This window comes from Aggregatimonas sangjinii, assembly GCF_005943945.1.
Classification (GTDB): domain Bacteria; phylum Bacteroidota; class Bacteroidia; order Flavobacteriales; family Flavobacteriaceae; genus Pelagihabitans; species Pelagihabitans sangjinii.
Genome location: NZ_CP040710.1, coordinates 3,031,768 through 3,052,297, shown reverse-complemented (window position 1 = coordinate 3,052,297; position 20,530 = coordinate 3,031,768). Strand labels below are relative to the sequence as shown.

The following is a 20,530-nucleotide window of genomic DNA, read 5'->3' as shown; positions in this document are numbered from 1 at the left end:
GTACCTTTAAAGCATTATTTTCTTAATGGCTTCCATATAACCACGGCTTACGCGCACCACATCACCGTTTTGCATGGTAATGTCATACGACTTTCCGTATTTATGAAGCTCTTTTATTCTGTTGAGATTGACCATCGATGAGCGATGTACCCGTAAGAAAGATGCGGGATTCAATTTTTCCTCAAGTGCCGAAATCCCGTAATTGCTCAAGAGAATTTCCGAGGCCGTATGCAATTTGGAGTAATCGCCATAGGCCTCTACCCACAGAATATCACTTACGGCAATGGTAATCAGTTTGGTGCTGCGCTCGACCAGCACGCGTTCGGGATAGTCCGGTTTTTCCATGAGTAAACTCTGGGTAAGCGAACCGAGTTTTTCATTCCCCTGCCCCAATTTTTCAATGGCCTTGTTGAACCGTTCCTTGGTATACGGTTTCAGCAAATAGTCAACAGCGTGGACTTCGAACGCCTGGAGGGCGTATTTGTCATAGGCCGTGGAGAAAATGATTTTTGGTAGTTCTTGGAGATGGGTAAGGACATCAAAACCGGTCATGCCCGGCATCTGAATGTCGAGAAAAACCAAATCCGGTCGAAACTCGTTGATCTGCTTCACCGCATCAACGCCATTGTTGGCTTCCCCCAGTAATATCAGGTCGGGAAAATCGGTCAGATACTCTTTGATCAGTGTCCGTCCGGCCTTTTCATCATCTACTATAAGCACTTTTTTCATATACTGAAGCGTATGGTAAGTCCTTGCGGTGTATTATCAATCAGTTCCAAATGGCTCTCATACATTTTTTGGAGTCTCAGACGGGTGTTTTGCAGCCCGATTCCCTTGTCAAACACATCGGATTTATCAGCGATACCCACCCCGGTATCCGAAATTTCGAAGCGTAGTTTGCCCTCTTCCTTAAAGATGGTTATCGATATGTCCCCACCTTCGATAAGACTGGCCAGGCCGTGTTTCACCGAATTTTCTACAAGGGGTTGCAGTAACATGGGCGGTACCTGTTCCTCCATCAGATGTTCCGCTACGTCGATATGAATTCGTAAACGATCTTCGAACCGTGCTTTTTCAAGATTCAGGTATTTTCGAACGAAGGCGAGTTCCTCCCTTAGCGTTACATACTCCTGCTGTGAGGCTTTGAGCTGATACCGGAATAAATCGGACAGTTCTGCGATCATATCCCTGGTCTTTTCATGTTCTGAAGGTATGGAGGCATTAATGGTATTAAAGACATTGTATAGAAAATGTGGGTTGAGTTGTGCCTTAATGGCCGACAATTCACTCTTTAATGCTGCCTGCCGTAGTTCGCCCTCCACCCGTATTTTTTGTTGATTTTCCTTAAAATAACGGTAAGCGAAAAAACAGCCAAATTGAAAGAAGAGAAAGAGTAGGGGAATGTATAGGTCCCATGCCTCGCCGTTTCCACGCAGTCTGCCTTGTCCAGCGGCATCTATCAAACCGTATCGGAATTCCCGAACAAAATAGATGCCAGGCGGGATAAGCAGGAACACGGCCAGCATCTGATAAGGAGTACGCTTGGTACGAAGCAAATATATTCCAAGAAACCAGATGATGATGGATAAGAGAAAAAAGAAAGCATATTGCTCTCCCGAGGCAAGCCAGTAGCGTTCCGCATCGATCCAACCCCATATGCCCTCTTCGGTATTTGCATAGCTCGTATACCAAAGTACGATATGGTATAATAGTGAAAAAGCAAAGTAAAATAGTAAAATGGCGAGCAGCTCTTTTAGGCGTATGTTGCGTGAAATGGATCTCATCGATGCGGATTTAACGATTCGTTTGAATTGGTGAGGGCACCTTATTCTTTATGTCTCAGGTGTCACTAGCTAAAGCAATAGGAGGGGTTCATGGGGTAGTTTCAAAAACCCACCATACTTCGCCATTGTCCGGATTGTAACTGATTTTGGCGACTTTCGATGGCAAAGCCACTAGATAGTTTCCTTCTACAGGCAATTCATCCCCTTGATACCAGGCCCTTGCCTGACCATCAAAATAGCGAAATACCAGCTCATTATCGAAAACCAATAACAGGTTTTTCGTGCCGGGAATCTCCGATTCAAAATACTCTTTTTTAGCGGTAATCACACCCTTATCGTCGTCTTTATAAACGGTATGATTTGCCTTTTCGCCTTGTTGCTGATGTCTTTTAGGCGATTTCATTTCAATGGTTCCCGATGTAAGCACGAATCGATCGGTGTCTTCCTTGTATGTAGGTGTGACGATTAGAACGTGCCGCTCCTTAATGCTAAAGGGTCGTGTCAAATTTTCGTTCGATGCCACTAGATTCCCTGAATCGTCAAAAAGAAAGAATTCCGTTCCCGGGGGATAGTTGATTTCATTCGTTATATCACTCTCCAACATAATCGCAAGATAATCCTGTTCTTGGGCCGAAATGGCTGCGCTGCAAAAAGCTATTAAGCAAAGTATTATTGTTCTCATAGATTTTAGGTTTTAAAATGCGATGTAAATCTATGACCGATGCTATATAGAACATAATCATTTCAGTTGAATGGCCCTATAGACAGACGGATGGTCCGTAACCCATTTCATCTGCTTATAGGTCGGTTGGTCGTTTTTGGATTCCAAGGGACGGGATATAAAAGGAGGTTTGTATTGAATTATAAATACCAACAACATGATTAGATTGCTACTTTTTGCCTGTTGTCTCTACGGAATAGCGTTACAAGCCCAAAATGTTACGGGAACCCTTTTAAATGCCGAAAAAGAACCTTTGGCGTTTGCCACGGTGCTATTGAACAATTCCAAAGACAGTGTTTTAGTGAAGGCGACGGCAAGCCGGGAAGATGGTTTTTTTGAATTAAAGGGAATTTCCAAAGGCACATACTTATTGCAAATATCCAACATCGGATTTGCAGACTATCGGAAACCGCTTGCGATTGATAATGGTGATGTGCAATTGGAGGAAATCATACTCGTCGAAGCCGCTGAAAATCTCGAAGAGGTGGTCGTCGTTGCCGAAAAACCCATGGTACAGGTATTGGCCGATAAGACTGTTTTTAATGTGGAGAATACCATCAACGCTACCGGTACGAGTGCCTTCGAATTGTTGCGAAAGGCCCCAGGTGTCATTATTGACAATAATGGAGGAGTAATTGTGGAAGGCAAGGCGGGCGTTCAGTTTTATATTGATGGGAAACCTTCGGTGCTGCAAGGAGAAGATTTAATCAATTATTTGGAAAGCCTTCAGGCGACCGATATCGAATCGCTGGAAATCATCACCCAGCCCTCGTCGAGATATGATGCAGCGGGTAATGCGGGTATCATCAATATCAAATTAAAAAAAGATAAAAGCCTCGGCACCAATGGGTCGGTTACCACTGGCGTAACGGTGGGTGATCTTGCCCGGTATAACAATAGTATTTCTTTTAACCAAAGAGGGAAAAAAGGAAATCTTTACGGTACTTACAGTAACCGATTTGGAAAAAGCACGGGATTTTTAAATCTTTTTAGAAGACAGGGCGATTTGGAATTCGACGCCAAGACCAATAGTGTTTTTGATCAGAACAGCAACAATATCAAATTGGGGTACGACTATACCGCATCCTCCAAAAGCACCATAGGAACGATTCTCAATGGAAACTTCAACAATTCATTTGGCAACAATGAATCCCGAACGCCAATACGGCCCGTGGGGGCGGTTTTGAACGACAGTGTTTTAATCGCTAGCAACCGCAGTGCCAACACCTCTTTTAATGTAAATGCCAATATCAACTATCGCTATACCGATACACTCGGACATAGTCTGAATATCGACCTGGATTATGGGCGGTATGGGAGCAACCGGGAGGCGTTTCAGCCCAACTTTTATTTTAACGGTTCAGAGACCGAAATTACCAGCCAGCAGATTACAAGACAGGAAACACCGATTGCCATCAGCATAGCGACGGCCAAATTAGACTATGAGCAGGCTTTTTGGAAGGGCACGCTCGGTGTGGGTGTGAAAACGTCCCTCGTGAATACCGAAAACACCTTCGATTTTTTCAATGTTATCAACGGGCGAGAAACCTTGGATGTTTCGCAGAGCAATCAATTCGATTACAGTGAAAACATCAATGCCGCCTATTTGAATTACAATAGAAAATGGGAGAAATGGAACGTGCAATTCGGAGTCCGCATGGAGAATACGGTATCCGACGGCGACCTGACCGCAGGGGAAACTGCAAACAACAACAGGGTGAAGCGCAATTATGTCGATTTTTTCCCCTCAGGAGGTTTGACCTATCAGCACAATACCAAGAATCAATTTGCCTTAACCTATAGCAAACGCATACAGCGACCCAACTACCAATCGTTGAATCCTTTCGATTACAAAATAGACGAACTGTCATCCAGAAGGGGCAATCCATTTCTGCAACCGCAGTATACAGATAATCTGAAAGTGTCGCATACGTATAAGTATCGGTTGACCACGGCGTTAAGTTATAGCTATATTTCCGATTTCTTCGCCCAAGTGACGGTTTCCGACGGGGAGAAAAGAAATTTTCTGACCTCTAGAAATGTAGCCAACCAACAGGTCGTGAACTTGGGTATTTCATATCCCGGAAAAATCAACGATTGGTGGAGTGTCTACATCAGCTTGAACGCCTACCAAAGCAAATATGAGGCTACCAGTTCCGAATTTCTTCCGGTAACACAGGAGACACTTAGCGGCTATGCACAAAACACCTTTACTCTGCCCAAGGGATACCGTATCGAAGTTTCGGGATGGTACAATTCTCCATCCATTTGGGGCGGCACCTACAGAACAGATGCATTAGGCTCGTTGAACCTCGCTTTTCAGAAAAAGTTTTTCAAGGAAAAACTGACCTCCCGATTGTCTTTTAACGATATCCTGTTCACTTCGCCTTGGAGCGGAACAACACAATTCGGCAACCTCTTTATCGATGGTAGTGGGGGCAGCGATAGCCGACAGGTCGCTTTTAGCTTGACGTATAATTTTGGCAGTAAAGAAGTCAAAAAAGAACGCAATCGCAAAACAGGATTGGAGGACGAAAACGACCGCATCGAAAACTAGATTTCAAAGTGATTTTGGTTTGGTATTTGATAGTATGGCTCGAACATACTAAATCAATCCAACATGAAAAAACAATCGCTTATTTCGCTGTTTCTATTTTCGTGCGCTGTAGCATTTGCACAATCCGATAAAAATGTTGAACAGCACCAATTTACAGTAAACGCCCTGTTGCCGGGAGTCGTTTATGAGGCCGGAATTTCCGATAACGCTACCCTTACGGCCGAACTTACCTTTGGTTTTGCTTATCGGGAATCTGTATTTTTTGAAGAGGGTTACGGGGTTTACCCCATAGGGAGATTTCAATATCGCCACTATTACAATTTTGACCGTCGGTTGAGAAAGGGAAAACGTATTTCTGGAAATACCGGGAACTACTTGGCACCGACACTTGCCTTTCAATCGGGCAGGGCGTTATTCGGCAATTTAGACCTTGCTTATAATGTAGCGGGCGGGATAGGAGTGGTCTACGGTCTACAAAGAACCGCTCCCAAGGGATTTCAATTCAGATTGGAGGCCGGTCCCGCGTATTACAAAGATGATTTCGATCAAGGACTTTCCATTTTTCTGGCCGCAAAGCTTGGTTGGGTAATTCGAAAGAAACGCTCAAATTAACTCCCTCTAAATCAATACTCTAAAAATAACATAAGTTTATCGTGATGCGTAGAAATTAGCAGTATCTTTGCACGCTCAAAACAAGATTATGCCAGTTACTAAGAACATTGCCATTATTGCCCACGTTGACCACGGTAAAACTACCTTGGTCGACAAGATCATGTACCACTGTCAGCTTTTTCGCGAGAATCAAAATACAGGGGATTTGATTTTGGATAATAATGATCTGGAACGTGAACGCGGGATTACCATTACATCCAAAAATGTTTCGGTGGTCTACAAAGACACGAAAATAAATATTATAGATACGCCGGGTCACGCCGATTTTGGCGGCGAAGTCGAGCGGGTATTGAACATGGCCGATGGCGTGCTACTTTTGGTAGATGCTTTCGAAGGTCCCATGCCACAGACCCGATTTGTATTGCAAAAGGCGATCGACCTTGGTTTGAAGCCCTGTGTGGTCATCAATAAAGTGGACAAAGAGAACTGTACTCCTGAGGAAGTACATGAGAAAGTGTTCGATTTGATGTTCGAATTGGGCGCCGAGGAATGGCAATTGGATTTTCCTACCGTTTATGGTTCTGCAAAGAACAACTGGATGAGTGATGACTGGGCGAACGAAACCGAGAATATCGAGCCCTTGTTGGATATGGTTATCGAGCATATCCCGACTTTTGAACCAGAAGAAGGCAATACGCAAATGTTGATTACCTCTTTAGATTTCTCCTCTTTTACCGGAAGGATCGCCATCGGGAGATTAACAAGAGGCTCTTTAAAAGAAGGCCAACAAATTGCTTTGGTAAAAAGGGATGGGAGTATCGTAAAGTCCAAAATCAAGGAGCTTTTTGTTTTTGAAGGACTAGGACGTAAAAAAGTTCAAGAGGTAGTTACTGGAGATATTTGCGCCTTGGTAGGTGTTGAAGGTTTTGAGATTGGGGATACCGTCGCTGATTTGGAAAACCCTGAAGGCTTAAAAACCATTGCCATCGATGAGCCGACTATGAGTATGTTGTTTACTATTAATGATAGTCCGTTTTTTGGGCAAGATGGTAAATTCGTGACTTCACGCCATATCAAGGAACGTTTGGAGCGGGAATTGGAAAAAAACTTGGCCTTGCGTTTGAATGAAACGGATAGTGCGGACAAATTTTTGGTTTTCGGTCGTGGCGTACTACACCTCTCGGTGTTGATCGAAACCATGCGCCGCGAAGGATACGAATTGCAAATCGGACAACCTCAGGTCATCATCAAGGAAATAGATGGTGTCAAATGTGAGCCGATCGAGCATTTGACGATAGACCTTCCGGAGAGCGTTTCCGGGAAGGCCGTTGAGATGGTATCGATCCGTAAAGGAGAAATGACCAGTATGGAAGCAAAAGGCGACCGCATGTTGTGCGAGTTCATGATTCCTTCACGAGGTATTATAGGCTTACGGAACCAACTCTTGACCGCTACTGCGGGTGAGGCGATTATGGCCCACCGCTTTTTGGAATACCAACCGATGAAAGGCGACATTCCACAACGTCAGAATGGTTCTTTGGTTTCTATGGAAAAAGGAAAAGCGATTCCCTATTCAATTGACAAGCTACAGGATCGTGGCAAGTTCTTTGTGGATCCGGGAGAGGATATTTACGAGGGACAGGTTATTGGCGAGAATTCACGTGGTGATGACATGACGGTCAATATCACCAAGACCAAAAAGCTTTCGAACGTACGTTCTTCTGGAGCGGATGACAAGGCCAAAATCGTTCCGGCGATCAAATTCTCGTTGGAAGAGGCGTTGGAATATATTCAAAAGGATGAGTACGTTGAGGTAACCCCAAAACACCTACGCCTTCGAAAAATATATCTGACGGAAGTCGATCGCAAACGAAATAAAATCGCTTAAAAAAAGCGTATATTTGAGAGGGCATTTAAAAAGTAATTTCAGCCGTTTTTGCGAGGCACGAAGCAATCTGTAACTCTTTGGTATGGACAGACAGATTACTTCGCTTTGCTCGTAATGACGTCTAGGTTATACTTTTTAGATGCCCTCTTTTAATGCAATGAATTTATCTTTGTCGCGACAAAGGAACCAGGAACTAAAAAGAAACCTTTATGAAAATTGCAATTCAATTGCTTACACTCTGCCTGCTTACTATGGTTTACGCCTGCAAGGAGCAGCCCAAAAAACCGGAAACCGATTCTAAAAAGGAGACCGAGGTCACGAACAATGCCATGGTTCCAGAAGCATGGATAACGACCAGGGTGAAGAAGGCAAAAAATCGACTAGCGGCGACGGATGCCGGTAATATCATTTGGAACGCAATGGAGGCCCATGGCGGTTTGGAGAACTGGTATGCCAACGGCGCTTTGTCGTTTCGTTTCGATTACAAACCCTTGGATGGTAGCACGCAAAGGGATAGTTATCAGACCATAGACACCTGGAGTAATAGAGCACGGCACACCAGCGCAACGGATAGCACGGCACATTTCGGATGGACTGGCGAGACCGCTTGGGTAAAGGCTCAGGATTCCACCGCCTTTGCTTACGATACCAAGTTTTGGGCCTTGACGCCGTACTACTTTTTGGCACAACCTTTCGTGTTGGATGGCGAAGGAGTTAATTTAGAACTTTTGCCACAAGTGACTTATAAAAACAAAATGAACGACCTGGTCAAAATAACTTTCGACAAGGGAACTGGCGATGCCCCCGACGATTATTATATTTTACATTTTGATGCGGATACGCATTTGCTGCAGGCGATACGATATATCGTTTCCTATCCGGAATACTTTAAGGATGGCGGCCATTTACCGGAAAAATTTATGGAGGTCATCGGAAGCCGTACCGTTGATGGGATTGTTTTCCCAACGGCATACAAAACCCATTGGACGACCGATAAAGGCGAGCCAGGGGAATACATCACCCAAATCGATATAAGCGATGTTTCTTTCGAAGGAAAATTGGAAGACGATTTCTTCGGGGTACCGGAAGGGGCTAAGATTATCGAATAATCCCTCTTTTCTTGGTAATAAAAGTAAAAATTCTCGAATGTAATCACATTCGAGAATTTTTAGGTGATTATATGATATATTCCGAAAACTATTCGGGATTTTCAATAAATACTTGAGATAATGGTTGTCTGGTTTTAATGGTAAAACAGACATTTCACTCCATAAATGTCACTCCTAGGCAAGATTGAAAATGGCTACCCGCTTTCAAATACTTTGTAAAGCCCAATCAACCTCAGTCATTCACCTTGTATCCAACAGCGTAATGATTTCATCTTTTCAACCTGGGCACTCATAAGCGTAAGATCGTCTACCCCTTCGGTATGTCTTTGATGGCGGCAACGGCCGCCCCGATTATTCCAGCGTGATTGCGCAGCTCGGCGGGGATTACAGGAGTATCTATTTTGATACAGTCTTTGTATTCATCAAAATCCTTGGAAGCACCACCACCTAGGATAATAAGGTCCGGAGCTATGATGAGGTCTACGTATTCCAAGAACGTATTAAAGCGTTTTCCCCATTTTTTATAACTAAGTCCTTCGCGGTCCTTGGCCGAACCGGCCGCCCATAGTTCTATTTTGTCGTATTTTTTATAGGGAATTTGCCCGAGTTCGAAATTGGGTATCAGCACGCCATCCAGGAACGCACCGCTTCCTAACCCGGTACCAATTGTGATCATCACCACCAATCCTTCTTCACCTTTGCCAATGCCGTAGTTTATTGTGGCATAACCCGCTGCATCGGCATCGTTTACTACGGTAACGGGCTGACCAGTGCTTTCGACGAAAAGTTCTTTTACATTGGTTCCCTTCCATTTTTTATGCAAATTACCAGGCGATTTACAGATACCTTTTTTAATAACGGTCGGAAAACCGACACCTATCGGACCTTTGTAGTCAAATTGTTTCACGATTTCTCCAACTACCTTGGCCATCGCTTTGGGTTTTCTGGATTCGGGTGTTGGGATTCGAAACCGCTCGCTTACCATCTCACCGGTTTCTACGTCTACCAAAGCCCCTTTCATTCCGGAGCCGCCAATATCAATTCCTAGTACGTTCATTAAAGTCGTTTAAAAAATATTATTTTCCGAAGGCATCGCCAAGAAACTTCCTATTCACCTCTCTTTGGGAGCCGTCGGGACCAAATTTTCTTGGACTCGGGTAAGGTAAAATAAAAAATGATTCTTCTATCATTTGCTATTCGAATCTAAAAGCTAACAAAAGTCTTCTGCCTGCGAAAAGTTGTTCTAAGATTTTTTATAAGGTGCAAATTAACGAAAAAGATCGGTAGTGGCTGATTGCTTTTTGAAAGTGACGTTCTGTGCGTTGCGGTATCGTACTTCGCAAAAATTTCTTCTATGGTTATTCTTGCTCTTCATCAATTAGAATAGCCTCGAAGTCCTCCGCATATTTGAGGTCGTGCAACCAATAGGTCGAGGATATCAACTCAAAACGCATCGCTTTATCGCCGGTGGCTTCTTTTTTAAACTGCCAGATAATGTCTTTGGCATCGGCAAAATCCCCACCTTCCAGCTGCTCATCAAAAAGGCGATGAATCAACGTATTCTCGGGCATGCCTTGAACCAAGAGTCGGATTAAAGCTGTTTCAGCCTCTTTTTCGAACACGCGCATTCCCATGGGTTCCTTACAGGAAATTTGAAAGGTATAGCGAACGGCTTCCGGATGGGGGAATTTCCCATTGTAGGCCTCATAGAGCAGTTGGGTCGCATTAAACAACTCTTCGTGCATAGACAGTTCGGCATATTCTTCCCACACCTTCTCATCGATCATTTCATGGGAGAGGTTATCGATTTGACCGGTATTCAGTCGTTTTTCGAAAATATACTGTAGTACGATTTTAGCTGCTTCGTCCGGCTCATTATCGGAAAGGGAAAGCAGGCACATTTCCTTGAGTTCCTGAGGGGAAAGGTCGGAGGTATCACCGTATTCCATCACATCCAAAAGGGCTTTATAGCGGTCATTGCTCCAAGCGTTCGGTAATTCGCCGATGGTTTCGAATTTTGTCGGTTGAAGCGTATAGTGAAATTTCATAGTATTTTTTTTATGGAGTTGAAGTGAATGAATAGCTATCAATGTATAGGGCTATTTTTAGTATAAGGCCGTTCTTTATTTTTTAGCCAAGATTCCAAATCGAATAGGCTATAAAAGTACGCCTTGTTCATATAGAAAATCGAAAATCAATTGGTCTACCTGCGACACGTTTTCCCGATCGGTGTATGCGAGCCAGACAATCTTGTCGATTTCTGAATCGGCTCGCAATTCCCCGGTGTACTCGGCCGCATAGCAGGTCATGCGTACCAATATTCCAGGTTTATGACCGTCGGCTTGCGCCTCGAAAATTCCGATAAAATGTAAGGAGGATAGTTCCAGTGCCACACTAAGTTCTTCCTTGATTTCCCGGGATAGGGCATGCGCGTCCGATTCGTTGGCCTCCCGCTTGCCACCGGGAATGTAGTAGGTCGATTTTCCTTTGCTCAACGTACTCAATATTTTGCCGTTTTCAATATAGATCCAGGCGAGCTTGTCTATAATTTGCTCCGATGGTTCTATATAAAAATCGATGGAATTCAACGAGTGATCCGGGTCTAGTAAATCAAGTATTTTGTCGATGGCCTTACCGAAACCCGTCAAGGTCTTTAACTGCTTGTTACGGCCCAAAGCACTTGAAATGGTCTCGTCGCGATTCCCGAATTGATATCCTCCCTTTTTTACCCAAAGTACATTCAGGAGATGCTGCATCATCACATTGCCCAATTGATCAATGGAGATAGCGATTTTTAAAAGGTAGGCACCTAAACCCCTAAAGCCCCCGGTAAAAAGCGAGTGGAATATCCCATAGATTAAACCCAATGGCCCCGTAACCAGCAACAAGACGATGGAAATAAGAAAAAGTAAGACGCCGATCAATGGCTTCGTTTGCCTGTCGGCTTGGTAGACCTGTTTCTTAATGAGCATAGCGCATTTTTGGAGTTCTAAAGTTATAAAAAGAACACCTCTTAAAATTCGAATCGATGGGAAAGAAACGGTTTAAAAAAAAATAAATTAACGAAATGCCCACAATTGTATCGCTGTGGCCCATCATCACAAAAATCGTTCACTTTTAATTCTGTTATATGGTTGACCACCAAGGTCCGGTCGCGTAGGGTCGGGTACCACTCAACTAATGGGCATAGCGCAAGATTTAAAATCGATATATTTTAATGAACCTTATAAGTATGCATAACAAGTTAAAGTGTAATTTTTGGCTATCTTCAAACAAAAAAAGATGACCGAGGAACACAAGCGCATCGCAGAAAAGGATAAGGGAGAAAAAGATTGGCTCAAATGGGGTCCGTATTTAAGTGAGCGACAATGGGGCACCGTGCGTGAAGACTATAGTGCCAATGGGGATGCCTGGAATTATTTTCCGCATGATCATGCACGAAGCCGAACCTACAGATGGGGCGAGGACGGTATTGCCGGTATCTCCGATCGCTATTGCAACCTTTGTTTCGGGATAGCGCTTTGGAATGGTAAGGACCCTATCCTAAAAGAGCGCTTGTTCGGTCTGACCGGCCCGCAGGGCAATCACGGAGAAGACGTAAAGGAATTGTATTACTATCTCGACAGCACCCCGACGCATTCCTACATGCGGCATTTGTACAAATACCCACAAGCCGAATTCCCGTACGGTCAACTTTTCGAAGAGAATCAGAAACGCGGTCGTAATGATCTGGAATTTGAATTGCCTGATACTGGCGTTTTTCAAGACAACAAGTATTTTGATGTCTTTACCGAATATGCTAAGGCCGATGCCAACGACTTGCTCATCACCATTACCGTACATAATAGGGGAAAGGAAAAAGCTTCGCTTCATCTGCTGCCGACGCTGACCTTGCGCAATCATTGGAGCTTTAAAAAGATGCCACGAAAGCCTTTCATCAAAGTAGATGCCTCAAATCCTGCTTCTTGTGTAAAAATAGACCACCCTTATGTCGATGGCTATCGACTGTTTTTCGACGAGGCCGATAGCCTTCTTTTTACGGAAAACGAAACCAATATGCAGACGGTCTATGGGGTGGAAAATGACCATCCTTTTCGCAAAGACCTCTTTCACGATGCCGTTATCAAGAATGAGTATGGCTTGGCGACGGAAAAAAAAGAAGGTACCAAATTCGCACCCTTGTACCATATGGAGTTAGAGGGCGGTGCATCGAAAACGTTCCAACTTCGCCTCACCGATCAAAATCCTAAAGCCCCATTCGGGAAAAAATTTGAGTCCATTTTTCAATCCCGGAAAGGGGAGTGCGAAACATTCTATAAAGAAATCGGCGCCAAATGTACGGCTGAACAGTACAAAATACAGAAGCAGGCTTTCGCAGGTTTGTTGTGGACGAAGCAATACTATAATTATGACGTAGAACAATGGCTAAAAGGCGATTTTGAGGATAGCCCACCTCCACAAGAACGCTGGCATGGGAGAAATAGCTCCTGGAAGACCTTACGAAACTATGACGTGCTTTCAATGCCGGATGCCTGGGAATACCCTTGGTATGCGGCGTGGGATTCTGCGTTTCATTGTACCACATTTGCCTACATTGATGCAGCTTTCGCCAAGGAACAATTGCTCTTGTTTACAAAGGAGTGGTATATGGCGCCAAACGGGCAAATTCCCGCCTACGAATGGTCTTTCAGCGACGTAAACCCACCGGTTCAGGCCTGGGCCGCGATCAATATCTATCAGATAGATCAGAAGAGAACGGGGAAGGGAGACGTGAATTTTCTTAAACGGATGTTCAATAAACTTTCCCTGAATTTTACATGGTGGGTAAACCGATTGGATAGCAGCGAGAATAACGTATTTGAGGGCGGATTTTTAGGATTGGATAATATCGGTGTTTTCGACCGGAGCAATGGTATTCCCGGCGATGGGGTTTTGGAACAGGTAGACGGCACCTCTTGGATGGCGTTATATTGTTTGAACATGTTGGAAATGAGCTTGGAAATTGCTCTGGAAGACGAAGTGTACGAAGAGATGGCCATTAAGTATTTTGGTCATTTTATCTTTATCGCAGAGTCCCTCAATCAAATCGATCAAAATTATGCGGGTACCTGGGACGATGAGCAAGGCTTTTTCTATGATAAATTAATTTTGCCAAGCGGCGAGTTTGTACCGATAAAAGTACGTTCGATTGCGGGGATGTTATCCTTGGCAGCGGTATTGACCGTAAAGGAAACAACCTTGAAAAAATTGCCGAATTTCAGGGCGGCCGTGGTGTGGTTTAAGAAACACCGTACCAGAACCTTAAAATATCCGGTTATGCAGGATTTTGCAGAAGGCGAAGACCTGCTGTTATCTTTGGTACCTAAAGAAAGGGTACAAGTGTTGATGAGAACACTTTTGGACGAAAATGAGTTTTTGAGCCCGTATGGACTTCGATCTCTATCTAAGGTACATGAGCGACCTTATCACATCAATATCGAGGGAATCGATTATAGCATCAATTATGAGCCGGCCGAGTCTACGGTTTCGCTCTTTGGTGGAAATTCGAACTGGCGTGGGCCTGTCTGGTTTCCCTTGAATTATCTGTTCATTCAGGCCATTTTAGAATACCATCGGTACTGTGGCAATGCCTTGAGATTTGATTTTCCCACGGGTAGTGGCAACGAACTAGATCTGAAGCAAATCAGCGTACGCCTGGGAGAGAAATTAATCGATCTTTTCGAACGGGATGCGGATGGGAACAGACCCATAAACGCGCAACACAAAGAATTGTACCAAAATAAGGACTTCGAGGAACTGATTCTTTTCTACGAATACTTTCACGGCGATACCGGAAGGGGATTGGGCGCTTCACACCAAACGGGCTGGACCGCTCTGGTAGCCAATCTGATTTCGGAAATTCAATAAAAAAGCGGCTACTTTTAAAAGAGTAGCCGCTTTATAAATTGGTTTGTTGTTGTTTTATTTTCCGGTAGCACAACCATCGAACGCCTTACTGAAGGCCAATAATCCTTCTTTGGTGTTCTTGAATTCACTTGCGGTAACCTTGGTCTTCAATGCATCGCAATCGGTGCAAAAGCTGGCCAATTTTTGATTGAAACCGAAAACAAAATCCTTGCCCATGGTAGAGATGCCCGTTTCACTATCGTTGAATTTGAGGACGTACTCTTTGCCCATATGCTCGTAAAGGCTAACCTTGCTACCTTGATAGACGGTCTTTACGAATTTAGGTGCTGCTGCGCTTTCAGAAGCAACGGCTGAAGTAAAAGAGGCTACTTCAAATGTATCTCCGGTCGTCAAGACAATTTTCTTACTGTCCTGGGCGGCGATTTCCGTCGGATTGTTGTCCCTGTCGAAAAGATTGGCCTTGGCGCTCATCTTCATCAATTCGTCCACCGAAACCGTGGTTTGCACAGTATCGTTCGCGGCGGTAATCAAGAAGGCAACGGCCTTTTCGGTTTCTTCCATCGGTGCATCCGCTACGATCACTTCCTGTACGTCAGGCTCGTTCGAAAGGTCTTCGGTAACCACCTCAAAGTGTCTGGTCTTGATTTGGTTTATCGCGAAATCATTGATCAATTCATCGGCTTCCTTAATAAATCGCTTGCCATCTTTCTTGTCGTAATCGTTGGCGATAAGCTTTTCGGCGTACTCTTTGGCCTTGGCAGGCTTGTCTAAAAACATGTAGATCTGTGCGATATTGTAATAGCTCGCATAGCGCACCTTTTTATGCTTTTTATCGTCATTCGGGAAGCGAGTGGCGACATCATTGAAATAGTCGATCCAAGGCTTTACCTCGGTGGCGATGCCATCGATTGGCTGGTCGTATTCCATTTTTGCAAAAATGGTCTTTACCGCTTCATAAGCCTCTTCATGCTTTGTACGCTCTGGATGTTTTTTCGTGGCGATAATCCAAAAATGCTCGGAATTCTTTTTCGTCACGGGCACGTATCCGTATTTTCTGTTGATGCGGTTGTTGATTTGGTGTACGATTGCGTTACGGTGATTGGTACGGTATTCATCACGAATGTTGTACCTATTGTTGTTGTAGTAGCTGTTGGCTTTCGAATAACTGCTGAATCCAGTCTTGGAGTATGCATCGTTCTGCGAGTAGGGATATGATTCGTTCTCGCCGGTCTCACTGTTGCTGACGCTTAGTGTTCCCGTTGAGGAATAACCGCAATGAATGTCGTAGGTATAGGTAGTTGAGGTAACGTTACCTTCCTTGTCTTTTTTCTCATGTTTGATTTTCTTGATATCGACATCGCTGATTTTGGTGCCGTGAAAATCGAAACGGAAGTCAAGGGTTCCGTTTTCGGCAACTCGGGAAAAACCTTCCAAAAAGATTTTTCTGTTGCTGGAGGTAAAGGTGCGTTTGGCATCATCCAAAATAGGGTTTGAAGGTAGTTCAACGTAAGATACCTTAAAGTACTCACGGTCCAGATTGGCTCTTTGCGCAAACAGGCTGGTCGTAGCGACACAACCGATAAATGCAAATAAAACGAGGGATTTTTTCATGATAAATAAATTGTAAAATAAGTTAAGATTTGAGTAGGGCAAACGCAACACGATTTCCTTTAGTATACTGAAATGGCTAAATATGATGAAATGCACTTAATCTCGACAAAATAGATAAGGAAGAATCAGACGATCGTAAAAAAGGGTAAATGAAGGAAAAAATTTAAACCGCCCGTTGCACCACTTCAAAGACCTTTCCCCCATCGCATTTTAGGGTTTTGGAAGGAAATTTAAGGATCAGCGCATAATCGTGTGTTGCCATAAGAATGGTACGTCCTGCCTTGTTGATGTCCTGAAGTACGCGCATGACCTCTACACTGGTCTGCGGGTCTAAATTTCCGGTAGGCTCGTCGGCAATGATCAGCTCCGGGTCGTTCAACAGCGCCCTTGCAATGGCCACACGCTGCTGCTCGCCGCCGGAAAGTTCATGAGGGAATTTAAAGCCCTTGGTTTTCATACCCACTTTATGCAGTACGTCCTCGATTTTTGAGTTCATCTTCGCCGTATCCCTCCACCCCGTAGCTTTGAGCACAAATAGCAGATTGTTATTGATATTGCGGTCGGGAAGAAGTTTGAAGTCCTGAAAAACGATTCCCAATTTCCTACGTAAAAACGGAATTTCGCGTTCCCGGAGTTTTTTCAAATTGAAATCAACAATACTACCTTCACCCTTCTGAAGTGGAATGTCCCCGTAAAGTGTCTTCATAAAACTGCTCTTGCCACTTCCGGTCTTTCCGATCAAAAATACGAACTCGCCCGATTGTATCTTCAGATTAACATCTTGTAAGACCAGGCTGTCTTTCTGAAAAATGGAAGCATCCTGCAATTCTAGTATGGTTGTGGACATCAATTCGTTTCTGAATGTTCGGAGTTCTTTAAGTATAGTTGCGGCACCTCACACCTCGCACTTCGTACCTCCTAACACTATTGTTGATATAAAAGTAATAAGTTCAAACGGATAACAAATTACAAGGACTTTAAATCTTTTTATTTTGTGTTGATATATAGTGCAAAAAATGCACCCTACTTAAATGAACGTATTTTTAGGTGTTGATGAAAAACCTAGTAAAATGGAGAGGTTATTATACCATTCACAATGGCTTTCAACGCTATCCTTTCGAGCGAAAAGCGAAAGTCGGACTTGAACTTTTTAGTTACAAAATACTTTGCCACAATATTCAACGTTATATACACTAGTAAACAAGCTCGGGGCATGGCTCTGGGTCATTCGATGTGAAAGAAACTAAATTGTCGAAGTAAACTTCACTACGTTTAAATCTTTATTGTCGAGTAAATAGTTAGAACACTATGATTAAAAAGATAATTACCGTACTTCCCCTGTTCTTGGGGATGGTTTTCTTTGGGATTTCCCAGGAAACAAAAATCTACACCCACGAAGACAAAGCGTATCAAGACGGTCTTGCACTGTATAACAATGAGCAATACCAGGCTGCGCAGACCATTTTCGAGCGCGTAAAAAATACCACCGATAACTTAGAGACCAAGGCCAATAGTGCTTATTACGAAGCAAATGCCGCCGTACGCTTGAACCAGTTGGGTGCCGACCGTTTAATGGAGGACTTCGTTGAAAAATATCCGACATCCACCAAACGAAATTCCGCTTTTACTGATGTGGCCGAGTACTACTTCAATACCGGTAAGTATCCCTATGCCTTAAAATGGTATAACAAAGTGGATCAAAAGGCTCTTTCGAGAAAAGAGATGGACAAGTTCAATTTCAATTACGGCTATTCCTTGTTCTCGTCGGGCAAAAAGCCAGAAGCGGAGCGTTACTTAGAAAAAGTAACATCCTCAGAGGTATACGCCTCACAGGCCAAATATTATTTAGGGTACATCGCCTACCAACAAGACGATTACGAAGGGGCCAACGAGCGTTTCGATGAAATTACAGATCCGGAACTTCTAGAGGAAAAACTGAGTTATTACCAAGCTGATATGAACTTTAAATTGGGTAAGTTCGAAGAAGCCATCGCACTAGCGAAAAAACAGATACCCAAATCGGACCGGACCGAAAAATCGGAACTCAACAAGATTATTGGGGAAAGCTATTTCAATTTGAAGCAGTATGACAATGCCATTCCGTATTTAGAGCAATACAACGGTAGAAGGGGCAAATGGAGCAATACGGATTATTATCTATTGGGATACAGCTATTACAAGCAAGGCGATTTCGCCAACGCCATCCAGCAATTTAATAAGATTATCGGCGGTACGAACAGTGTCTCGCAGAATGCCTATTACCATTTAGCGGAATGCTATCTAAAACTGGACAAGAAAAAGGAAGCCCTGAACGCCTTTCGCAACGCATCCCAAATGGACTTTTCAACCGAAATACAAAAAGATGCTTACTTGAACTATGCCCGTTTGAGCTATGAAGTGGGGAATGCCTATGAACCTGTTCCCCAAGTAATTTCCAATTATTTGGAACGGTATCCGAACGACAAGTACCAGCAAGAAATGCAGGAATTGTTGGTCGATTCCTATATCACTTCGAAGAATTTTGCAGGTGCCATGGAGCTTCTGGAGAAAAATCGGGGTTTTGCCAGTAAGACCACCTACCAAAAGGTAGCGTATTACCGAGCACTCGAGTTGTTTATAGATGGGGATTATGCAGCTGCCTCCGAGGTGTTTCAGAAATCGCTCGACAGTGCCGAGGACGCTCTCTTTAAGGCAAGGGCCAATTATTGGAAAGGGGAATCGGATTATCTCCTAAACCGTTTTGAAGACGCCCTGAACAATTTTACGGCCTTTAGACAAAATCCTATGGCGGCATCCACAGCGGAATATAAAGATTTGAATTACAACCTGGCCTATACCTATTTTAAACTACGCGATTATCCCAACGCAATTACGTATTTCACCAATTTTACCGATTCGGGAACCAGTGAAACCCAAAAATTGTATGATGGCTACCTTCGATTGGGCGATAGCTATTTCGTAACTAGCGACTATTGGCCAGCTATCGAAACCTACAACAAGGCCCTGGCACTCAGCGGTCCGCAAAAAGACTACGCGGCCTACCAAAAAGCGATGAGCTACGGTTTTGTAGGCAAAAGGGATACCAAATTGGAAGAGTTGGACCGATTCGTAAGCGCCTATCCCCAATCGACCTTGAACGATGATGCCATGTTCGAATTGGGAAACACCTATGTTGCTCAAGGGCAGGAGCAAAGAGGATTGCAAACTTACGACCGATTGATACAGGAGCACCGTAAGAGTCCGTTAGTGGCCCAAGCGCTTATGCGCCAAGGCTTGGTACATTACAACGCCAGTAGAAATGAACAAGCCTTGGGCAAGTTCAAAAGTGTGGTCCGTGATTTCCCGCGCACCCAAGAAGCTGTGCAAGCGGTCGCAACGGCCAAATTGATTTATGTTGATTTAGGTCGCGTAGATGAATATGCAGCTTGGGTAGAAGAGCTGGACTTTGTACAGGTAACCGATTCGGAACTCGACAACGCCACTTTCGAATCCGCGGAAAAGCAGAACCTCGACGGAAAAAAGGAGGCCGCTATCAGGGGATACGAAAAATATATCGAGCAATTTCCCAACGGAGCGCATGCTGTAAAGGCCAATTTTACTTTGGCACAACTCTACTTTGGAAAAAGCCAAAAAGAAAAAGCTTTGTCGCACTACAAATTTGTTGCCGATAGGGGAGGCAGCGAATATGCCGAACAGTCCCTGGCACGGGTTTGCGAAATCTATATCGGAAATGACAACTATGGCGATGCATTGCCATACTTGGAGCGATTGGAGAACGAAGCCGATATACAACAAAATAAAACCTTCGCCCAATCGAACCTGATGAAGGGCTATTACCAACAAAAGAATTACGATCAGACCTTGGCCTATGCCGAAAAAGTATTGGCCACCCCAAGTATCGATAACCGCATCAAAAGCGATGCACAGATTATGATCGCACGATCCGCTATCGCCACCGGAAATGTTACAAAAGCGGAAGAGGCTTACGAGCAGGTGCTGAAAATAGCTTCTGGAGAGACCGCTGCCGAGGCCTTGTACTATAACGCCTATTTTATGAACCAGACGGGAGATCATGAGAATTCGAATACGGCCGTTCAAAAACTCGCTAAAGACTACGCTGCCTACAAAAAGTGGGGTGGTAAAGGACTGGTCATTATGGCCAAGAACTATTATGCCTTAGGCGATGCGTACCAAGCAACCTATATTCTGGAGAGCGTAACGACCAATTTTGCCCAATATCCGGAAATCGTTTCGGATGCCAAAGCTGAATTGGCGATCATCAAATCAAAAGAGGCAAAAAGCAATTCATCCATCCGCCCAGGAAATTAAAGCACAAGCAAT

At 44.0% G+C, this 20,530-nt stretch carries 14 protein-coding genes; 6 read left to right on the top strand and 8 right to left on the bottom strand.

Annotated features, from left to right (window positions below; genetic code table 11):
• Window positions 1–6 precede the first annotated feature (6 nt).
• The 3 genes from FGM00_RS12770 to FGM00_RS12760 form a co-directional block, all read right to left on the bottom strand.
• Window positions 7–729 (bottom strand): LytR/AlgR family response regulator transcription factor, encoded by a 723-nt coding sequence (locus tag FGM00_RS12770; protein WP_138853284.1) that lies wholly within the window; start codon window positions 727–729, stop codon window positions 7–9.
• Complete coding sequence (locus FGM00_RS12765) at window positions 726–1,784, bottom strand: sensor histidine kinase (protein WP_138853283.1); 1,059 nt, start codon at window positions 1,782–1,784, stop codon at window positions 726–728. The genes FGM00_RS12770 and FGM00_RS12765 overlap by 4 nt, the downstream gene beginning before the upstream one ends.
• An 88-nt stretch (window positions 1,785–1,872) precedes the next feature.
• Window positions 1,873–2,466 (bottom strand): hypothetical protein, encoded by a 594-nt coding sequence (locus FGM00_RS12760; protein WP_138853282.1) that lies wholly within the window; start codon window positions 2,464–2,466, stop codon window positions 1,873–1,875.
• A 196-nt stretch (window positions 2,467–2,662) separates the two neighbouring features.
• On the opposite strand from FGM00_RS12760, the gene FGM00_RS12755 reads away from it, so the two are divergent.
• From FGM00_RS12755 to FGM00_RS12740, 4 genes are all read left to right on the top strand, one after another.
• The gene (locus tag FGM00_RS12755; RefSeq protein WP_138853281.1) at window positions 2,663–5,062 is read left to right on the top strand and encodes a TonB-dependent receptor; all 2,400 of its coding nucleotides are present in this window, start codon (window positions 2,663–2,665) and stop codon (window positions 5,060–5,062) included.
• Window positions 5,063–5,125: 63 nt separating this feature from the next.
• On the top strand, window positions 5,126–5,674 hold the full coding sequence (locus FGM00_RS12750) for a hypothetical protein (RefSeq protein WP_138853280.1): 549 nt from the start codon (window positions 5,126–5,128) through the stop codon (window positions 5,672–5,674).
• Window positions 5,675–5,762: 88 nt separating this feature from the next.
• Window positions 5,763–7,562: a translational GTPase TypA gene (gene typA, locus FGM00_RS12745; protein ID WP_138853279.1), complete on the top strand. Its 1,800-nt coding sequence runs from the start codon at window positions 5,763–5,765 to the stop codon at window positions 7,560–7,562.
• 209 nt (window positions 7,563–7,771) lie between these two features.
• Complete coding sequence (locus FGM00_RS12740; RefSeq protein ID WP_138853278.1) at window positions 7,772–8,671, top strand: hypothetical protein; 900 nt, start codon at window positions 7,772–7,774, stop codon at window positions 8,669–8,671.
• Between the two features lie 307 nt (window positions 8,672–8,978).
• Here the strand turns inward: FGM00_RS12740 and ppgK are convergent, their stop codons facing one another.
• From ppgK to FGM00_RS20080, 3 genes are all read right to left on the bottom strand, one after another.
• Window positions 8,979–9,728 (bottom strand): polyphosphate--glucose phosphotransferase, encoded by a 750-nt coding sequence (gene ppgK, locus FGM00_RS12735; RefSeq protein WP_138853277.1) that lies wholly within the window; start codon window positions 9,726–9,728, stop codon window positions 8,979–8,981.
• Window positions 9,729–10,029: 301 nt separating this feature from the next.
• The gene (locus tag FGM00_RS12730; RefSeq protein WP_138853276.1) at window positions 10,030–10,719 is read right to left on the bottom strand and encodes a hypothetical protein; all 690 of its coding nucleotides are present in this window, start codon (window positions 10,717–10,719) and stop codon (window positions 10,030–10,032) included.
• A gap of 108 nt (window positions 10,720–10,827) precedes the next feature.
• A complete protein-coding gene (locus FGM00_RS20080; protein ID WP_138853275.1) occupies window positions 10,828–11,643 on the bottom strand; it encodes an NUDIX hydrolase in 816 nt (271 codons plus the stop codon).
• 310 nt (window positions 11,644–11,953) lie between these two features.
• Here FGM00_RS20080 and FGM00_RS12720 point away from each other — a divergent pair, with 310 nt between their 5' ends.
• Window positions 11,954–14,578, top strand: a complete 2,625-nt coding sequence (locus FGM00_RS12720) for an MGH1-like glycoside hydrolase domain-containing protein (protein WP_138853274.1) — start codon at window positions 11,954–11,956, stop codon at window positions 14,576–14,578.
• Between the two features lie 54 nt (window positions 14,579–14,632).
• Here FGM00_RS12720 and FGM00_RS12715 read toward each other — a convergent pair whose 3' ends face one another.
• Together FGM00_RS12715 and FGM00_RS12710 are read right to left on the bottom strand one after the other, a co-directional pair.
• Entirely contained in the window at window positions 14,633–16,189 is a 1,557-nt protein-coding gene (locus FGM00_RS12715) for a tetratricopeptide repeat protein (protein WP_138853273.1), read from the bottom strand.
• A 163-nt stretch (window positions 16,190–16,352) separates the two neighbouring features.
• Window positions 16,353–17,036 carry a cell division ATP-binding protein FtsE gene (locus FGM00_RS12710; protein WP_138853272.1) on the bottom strand — a complete coding sequence of 228 codons (684 nt, stop codon included), beginning with the start codon at window positions 17,034–17,036 and terminating at the stop codon, window positions 16,353–16,355.
• Between the two features lie 461 nt (window positions 17,037–17,497).
• Between FGM00_RS12710 and FGM00_RS12705 the strand changes: the two genes are divergently transcribed.
• Entirely contained in the window at window positions 17,498–20,518 is a 3,021-nt protein-coding gene (locus FGM00_RS12705) for a tetratricopeptide repeat protein (RefSeq protein WP_138853271.1), read from the top strand.
• The last annotated feature ends 12 nt before the right edge of the window (window positions 20,519–20,530 follow it).